Raw genomic sequence first — 6,462 nt, 5'->3', positions numbered from 1 at the left:
TGCGTAATTGAGCCGTCAGCGCCGAACGCCCTGCTGAATCCGCACTCTCACCGAGGTGAGACGAGCTGCGGCGTCGGGTATTTCAGCAGCCTGCTAAGCTACACGTGCCAACAATGTAGCGTACGCGCGCAAACCCTTGGCACACGGAGCATGCTATTAGTTCCGGCGTCCGCCTGCAGGACACAGCCTAACTCTGACATGATTCAGCATGGCGCTGAACATTTCTGCTTGACCATGGACCGAACCATGCAAAGCGTTGAGCGCTCTCACCCGATTAGCGCACCACGACTTCAACGCGCCGATTGCGGGGTTCGTTCACGCCATTCGCGGTGGGCACGAGCAGGTTGGTTTCGCCGTGCGAGCTGATCTCCACGGACAAGGCGTTGGTGAGGTAGGGCTTGAGAATGCGCGCGACGTGGTCCGCCCGCCCCTGAGCCAGTTGAACATTGCGCCGCGCCTCGCCGGCTGTGTCCGTGTGGCCGGTGATCGAGACGTCGGGTGCCTGCCGGCGCTGCAGCTCTTCTTGCACCTGTTGAAGCAGGGATTCCGAGCCTTTTGTGATCTTGGAGTCGCTGGTGTCGAAATGGAAGATGAAGGTGCGAGGTAGCAGCGGCTGCGCGTCTATGGCCGCCTGCGCGTCCCGGCGCAGCACGACAGGATCGACCAAGTAAGGCGTAAGTGGCCCGTGCAGCAACGTTGCCTGTTGCGCCTGACGAAGTTCCACAGTTCCTTGGGCGCTGGTGTAAAGCACACGGCCAACGCTGCCATCTGCCTCTTCAAGCAGAACCAAGTAAGAAGACGGTCTGGGTGGCGCTGGTGGCGGTGCCGAGCACCCGCCCAGCACGATGCAACACGCGCACGATGCCCAGAACAGGCGAGGTCTTTCCGACGGCCTCATTCCTGCACAACCACGACGAACCGAGTGCCCCGTACGCCAATGATGCCACTTGGCGTTTTGATCTCGACTGCCTGCGGGTTCAACTTGGCGATCGTGCCGGAGAGGTAGTGCAGAGTACCCTGGGCGATGCGAACGCCAAGCTTCAGCAGCCCTTGCGTCGGCTCGAACGCGTAGTCTTCCAGCGTGAAGGTCGTTGCGGGTCCGAAAGACAAAACGGTGTTGTCCTTCATGACCGCCCCAAGGCTCCCATCACCGCCTGTGCGAATCACATCACCGGCGCTAAGCGCCATGCCAGGCATGGCCGCGGCGGTGCTTGTTCCGGACGTCACGGTCGCCTGCCCCATCACGTTCTTGATGTAGCCAGCAGGCGCGGCCTGGGCTGCGCCTGCCATCACTGCAGCCAAAACGGAAAAGACCAGCCAACATCGCATGTTCACATTCTCCGCAAATGTCAGTAACCATTGGTTCGAAAAAAGAAGGATAGCGGCAATTTCGCGACCGCGGTGTACCGGCGCACTTGTCTGCCGGAATGTGCCAGTAAATCGATCAAAACTTCACAGCGAGCAGGCTATTTATGCAACCGTGCAACACATGCTGCGTGCTGGGGGGCGGCCAGCCAGGCAGGAGGCAACTTCCCAAGGGGGCTCTAAAGGCGTGAGGGTGATGCCCATCGAATTGCGCGCAGTGCACTTGGCTGACCAGGGCAGAGGTGCGCTGCTCGGTCAGCTGGCTACCTACGCGCAGGAATTCACTCGGCACGGCGACCAGCGCGGTCATAACGCAGGATGCAGGTCACGAACGCGACTCACGTCCTCGAGCAGCGAGGCGACGTGCAAGATGGTCGACTCCGCCAGCCAACTGCCCGCCAACTGCACGTTGATAGGCATGCCCTCTTTGCTCGTACCGAATCGCATCGAGATGCCTGGCAGTGCCGTGACGTTCAGGGGGACGGTCGCGCCCTGTAGGAAGGTCGCATCGACCTTCTGCCCGTCGATCACGAACTCGGTGACACCGTGCTTGTGGGTGGGAATCGGAAGGATGTGCGTAAGCAAGACGTCGAAGCTCTTGAAATACTCAGCGTAGCCGTCACGGATGCGCTCCGCACCGTGTTCGGCGTCGATGAAGGCCTTCATCGAGGTATCGGGCAGACTCAGCATGGTCTTGGCCATCTTGTAGATTTCGTCGTCATTGCGGCCGGCCGTGGCCTCCGCGAACGCAGCCTTCATTTCCATCACGTGGAGACGGTTGCCAGTGGGATCGTCGCCTGTGTTTCCCTCATTCGATGGATGCGCACCTGTACCGAAGCTGCCAAACTCACCCGTCCTGCCAGAGTGGGCGTGAATCATCCGGGTTGCCCTTGATTCAGAAGCCGACCAATGACGCCCGCCGCAAGCTCGCCCACCCTGCCATGCCAAGACTAACCCTTGAAATCGTGGGCCGAGGGACTCGCGCTCGAGACGACTCCGCAGGGCGCGTTGAATACGAACCCATGGTTTTGCCCGGGCTGCCCGGTCTCCGTTCTCCGCCCGTGCGCGGGCTGGAACGCGGGTGATCTACGATCGGCACAGCGCACCTGGAAACTTGCATGCTCGGCGAGGCTGACAATGTTCTACGGTGACGAACGCTCCCACCCCTGATAGAACCTACGAAATCCTCGCCGGCATCCTGGAGCTGCGCGGACCAGCGGCGGGGCTGGCCTATCTGAACGATGGCGTCCCCCATCGGTACACGGCGATTTATCGTTTGGACTGCGGAAACCTGCGCAGCGTCCATCTGCATGACAAGCGAGGGGAAATCATGCAGAGCTTTCTTGCGGAGGTGCCGCTCGGCGACAGCTTCTGCCAGTTCGTGCTGCGCGATGGGATTTCGCGCTGACGATTCCGCCTTGGACGCGCGCCTCGATGGTCATCCTTACTAGGGAAGGATGGTCAGCTATCACGGAGTTCCGTTGTTGCGCGACGACTGCGGGCTTTGGGGCACGATGTGCCATTTCGACACCAAGGACATGCCGCTGTCCGATGAGATGTTCGACCTCAAGCACCGCGCCGCGCGCTTGATGCCAAGATTCTTGACGATGGTGGTCTAGACGGCGCTGGCGGTCGCCTGCGAGTGTTCCTGCTATGCCTCGCACACAGCAATCCGAGCAGGTGCCGTCCGGTCAGTTCAGCAGCCGGATGGCCGCCCCAAGCGACTGCCGCTTTTTCCAGTAGCCCCGCCACGGGTCCTCCTGCTGAAAGCTCAGGTATTCGCGGGCCGTGGCGATCGTCCATTGCGCGCCGCCTTTGAGTTCGGGCAGTTGTTCCCAAGCCACTGGCATCGAGACGCCCAGGCCCGGCCGCGAGCGTGCCGAGAAGGCGCAGGCCGTCGTCTGCCCATGCCCGTTGCGCAGGTAGTCGATGAAGATCTTGCCGATGCGGTTGCTGCCGCCCATCACGGCGACGAACTTTGAAGGGATGACCTTGGCCATGTGGCGCACGACGGCTTGCGAGAACGCCTTGACGGCGGTGTAGTCCAGCCTGGGCGTCAGCGGGACGACCACGTGCAGGCCCTTCCCGCCGCTGGTCTTGAGCCAACTCTCCAGACCGAGCTCGGTCAGCAACGCGCGGGTCAGGATCGCCGCTTCCTGCAGCATCGGCCAGGTCACCCCGTCGCCGGGATCGAGGTCCAGAATAAACCGGTCAGGCTGGTCGATGCGCTTTGCGACGGAGTTCCAGGTGTGGAACTCGACCACGTTCATCTGCGCCGCCATGACCAGCGACTCTGCGGAGTCGACGGCCAGCAACGCCGCATGGCCTGGCCATAGCGCCGCGTCCAACTCCTGCATGCCAGGCATCTTGGTGTCCGGGTGCTTCTGATAAAACAGCTCTCCCGTGATGCCAGTCGGCGCACGCACCAGCGAAGCTGGCCGGTTCTTGAGATGGGGGAGCATCCACTCGGCGATGCTGCCGTAGTAGCGCACCAGGTCGATCTTGCGCAGCCCCGTGGAGGGGTCGATCACCCGCTCGGGATGGCTGATCTTGACCGTGCTGGTCGCGGTCTTGGCGGGGATTGATCGGGCGGGGGCAGCGCCCTGCGACGTCTTGGCACGCTCGCGCACGATGTGGCCCGCTGGCTTGTCGGTGCGGATGCCGCGGAATACGGCATGCCGCACGCGCCGGTCGGGCGTCCACTCCGCGAACGCGACTTCGACCACAGTGACCGGCTTTACCCAGCGCTCGGTGCCTGCCGCGCGCTTGGACCATCGGCCCGGCTTAGTGTCGGTCGGGTCGACAGCCGGCGTGGCGACTTCGATCTTCGTGAGCAGGTCGTGCAATTGACGGCCCGTGGACGCTCCCCACCCTGTGCCGACCGACCCAGCAAAACGGAACGCACCATCTTCGTGGTATCCAAGGAGCAGTCCACCGACCTCCTTGGCGTTGCCTGACCGGTTGGTGAAGCCGACCACCACAAACTCCTGGCGGTGCTGGCACTTGAGCTTCATCCAGGCTTCGGTGCGACCAGATGCATAGGGCGCGTCTGCGCGTTTGACCATGACGCCTTCCAGGCCCATCTGGCATGCGGCACTGAGCAGCGTGGCGGGCAGGGCGTCGAAGGATTGGCTGAAGCGCACAAGTTCGTTGTCGCGCGCGCTGAAGATCTGCTGCAGCAAGGCCCTGCGGTTGGCCAGCGGCACAGCGCGCAAGTCCATGCCGCCGGAGAAGGGCAGGTCGAATGCGAACATCACGATGTCGGCCGTGCGCGCGTTGTCGATGGCGTTCTGCAAGCGGTTAAAGTCCGGCACACCGGCGTCATTCAGCACCACGATCTCCGTGTCCAGCCACGCCCGGTCCAGGCCGAGCGTGCCGACCGCGTCGGCAAGCGGCTGGAGCTTGGCTGTCCAGTCGTGGCCATTGCGCGTGAACAGCCGCACGCCACCGCGGTCGATACGCGCCAGCAGGCGGTAGCCATCGAACTTGGTTTCGATGATCCAGTCGCCGGGAGGCACCGAGGAGACCAGCGTCGCCAGTTGCGGCGCCAGTTTGGCTGGCAAGGGCGCCTTGACGGCTCCCTCCAGCAAGGCGGCCGTGGCCGTTGGGACCGCGCGCCGAGGGCGCGCGGCCTCGCGAGGCTCGCGGTCTTCGATCAGGCCGAGGGGTCGGTCAACCACGCTGTCGGGCAAGGCCGTGATGACGTCGTACTCGGTACTGGGGCGCGCCCAGGCGTCGCCGCGCTTCTTGAACAGAAGCCACTGGTCCTGCTTCTTTTGGCCGGGTTTCGAGATGCGCACCAGTTCCCATAGACCGGCCAGCTTCTGGCCGTGCAGCTTGAACAGGATCTTCCCGTTGGCCAGTCCCTCGCGTGGATTGCCGACCGGCTCCCAGGTGCCGCGGTCCCAGATGAGCACAGTACCGCCGCCGTACTCCTTTTTGGGAATGGTGCCCTCGAACGTGTTGTAGCTGACTGGGTGGTCCTCCACATGGATCGCCATCTGCTGCACGGCAGGGTCGTAGGAGGGGCCCTTGGGCACGGCCCAGCTGAGCATCACGCCGTCCAGTTCCAGCCGGAAGTCGTAGTGAAGTCGAGATGCCCAGTGCTTCTGGATGACGAACTGCAATGGTCCGGCGGATGCAGCCCCTTTGGCGGCACGCTTGGCTGCGACGACGCCGGCAGGCTCAGCCGTCTTGCTGAAGTTGCGCTTGGCGTTGTAGCGGGACAGGGGGGCGTCGCTGGACTGCACAGCGGGTGCGACGCCAGCGGGCGCGGCGATCGAGGATCTACGGGCGCTGGCGGCTGGCCGCTTGCGCGGTGTCTTGGCCGGCTGGATCTCGGCCCATACGGGCGCGTGGTCGCTGGCGTTGTCATGCGCTCGCTCGTCGCGATCGACACCCGCATCGATCAACGCGAGCGGCTTGCTCACCAGGATGTGGTCGATGCGCAGACCAGCGTTGCGCTCCCAGCGTTTGCGCCGGTAGTCCCAGAAGGTGAACTGCTGCGCTTGCGGATGGGTGTGGGCCAGCGCATCAGTCCAGCCCTGCGCCAGGATGGCCGCGTACGCCTCGCGCGGCTCAGGCTGGAGCAGGGCGTTGTCGCGCCATGTGTCTGGCTTGTAGATGTCGGCATCCGTGGGCACGACGTTCCAGTCGCCGGCCAGTACCACAGGATTGCCGGACGCCCAGAGCTCCGCGGCCCGCACTCGCATGCGCTCGAACCAGCGCAGCTTGTAGTCGAACTTGGGGCCTGGCTGCGGATTGCCGTTGGGCAGGTAAAGGCAGGCGTACAGCACCCCATGGATGGCTGCCTCGATGTAGCGCGCTTCCTTGTCCTTTGGGTCGCCGGGCAGGGCCGTGATCACGGGAACCGGCTCGTGCCCCCGGCTGAGCAGAGCGACGCCATTCCATGCGCGCTGACCCGCCACGACCGACTGGTAACCGGCTTCTCGCAGCGCCTCGGCTGGAAATTGTGCGGTGGGTGTCTTCAGCTCTTGCAGGGCCACCACGTCGGGCTGGGTGCGCTCCAACCAATCAAGGAGCCGATCGAGCCGCTTGACGACGTTGTTGATGTTCCAGGTGGCAACCCGCACGACG

The 6,462-nt window shown here is 63.7% G+C and carries 6 protein-coding genes; 2 read left to right on the top strand and 4 right to left on the bottom strand.

Annotated features, from left to right (window positions below):
- Positions 1 to 274: 274 nt before the first annotated feature.
- The 3 genes from ASF43_RS30015 to ASF43_RS19835 all read right to left on the bottom strand — a co-directional run bounded on the left by ASF43_RS30015 (position 275) and on the right by ASF43_RS19835 (position 2,244).
- On the bottom strand, positions 275 to 751 hold the full coding sequence (locus ASF43_RS30015) for an OmpA family protein (protein ID WP_162241833.1): 477 nt from the start codon (positions 749 to 751) through the stop codon (positions 275 to 277).
- 143 nt (positions 752 to 894) lie between these two features.
- A complete protein-coding gene (locus ASF43_RS19840; protein ID WP_082497996.1) occupies positions 895 to 1,329 on the bottom strand; it encodes a FecR domain-containing protein in 435 nt (144 codons plus the stop codon).
- Between the two features lie 342 nt (positions 1,330 to 1,671).
- A complete protein-coding gene (locus tag ASF43_RS19835; RefSeq protein WP_082497995.1) occupies positions 1,672 to 2,244 on the bottom strand; it encodes an amidase family protein in 573 nt (190 codons plus the stop codon).
- 268 nt (positions 2,245 to 2,512) lie between these two features.
- Here ASF43_RS19835 and ASF43_RS30905 point away from each other — a divergent pair, with 268 nt between their 5' ends.
- Together ASF43_RS30905 and ASF43_RS30900 are read left to right on the top strand one after the other, a co-directional pair.
- Positions 2,513 to 2,773, top strand: a complete 261-nt coding sequence (locus ASF43_RS30905; protein ID WP_156373432.1) for a hypothetical protein — start codon at positions 2,513 to 2,515, stop codon at positions 2,771 to 2,773.
- 73 nt (positions 2,774 to 2,846) lie between these two features.
- Positions 2,847 to 2,984 carry a hypothetical protein gene (locus ASF43_RS30900; protein WP_156373431.1) on the top strand — a complete coding sequence of 46 codons (138 nt, stop codon included), beginning with the start codon at positions 2,847 to 2,849 and terminating at the stop codon, positions 2,982 to 2,984.
- A gap of 72 nt (positions 2,985 to 3,056) precedes the next feature.
- Here ASF43_RS30900 and ligD read toward each other — a convergent pair whose 3' ends face one another.
- On the bottom strand, positions 3,057 to 6,458 hold the full coding sequence (ligD, locus tag ASF43_RS19830) for a DNA ligase D (protein ID WP_056184520.1): 3,402 nt from the start codon (positions 6,456 to 6,458) through the stop codon (positions 3,057 to 3,059).
- Positions 6,459 to 6,462: the final 4 nt, after the last annotated feature.

This window comes from Pseudorhodoferax sp. Leaf267, from assembly GCF_001422405.1.
In the GTDB taxonomy this organism is placed as follows: Bacteria; Pseudomonadota; Gammaproteobacteria; order Burkholderiales; family Burkholderiaceae_C; genus Pseudorhodoferax.
Note: the sequence above shows the minus strand (reverse complement) of the source record. Positions and strands in the feature narration are given on the sequence as shown.